Source organism: Acinetobacter sp. 1566109, from assembly GCF_000582255.1.
Taxonomy (GTDB): Bacteria; Pseudomonadota; Gammaproteobacteria; order Pseudomonadales; family Moraxellaceae; genus Acinetobacter; species Acinetobacter nosocomialis.
Map to the genome: position 1 here is coordinate 1 of NZ_JEYB01000253.1, position 350 is coordinate 350.

At 46.9% G+C, this 350-nt stretch carries 1 pseudogene; it reads left to right on the forward strand.

Annotation, left to right across the window (positions count from 1 at the left end):
• Positions 1–350, forward strand: a pseudogene (locus J582_RS27065) (hypothetical protein); the annotation flags it as partial.

Sequence of the window (350 nt, forward strand, 5' to 3'; positions counted from 1 at the left end):
AACCCGCTTGGTACTGTAACTGACATTATTGGTGGTGTAACTGGCGCTATTGGCGGTGTAACTGGTGGTGCTACTGGTAGCAATCCTGTTGGTACCGTGACCGATATTATTGGTGGTGTCACTGGTGGTGTAGTCGGAGGTGGAACTTCTCCACTGGCACCAGTTGTTAACGTCGTACAAAGCGGTATTGACGTGCTACAAGGTGTCGAAAGTCTAAAAACCAGCATTATTGATACAGGCATTAATACTGTTGCGGACACTGTAGTTGGCGTACTTCCTCAAACTGAACACCCTGTTACTGATATTGCTCACCTCGGTACATTAACTTTTGAAACTTCTCGCGGTACTGC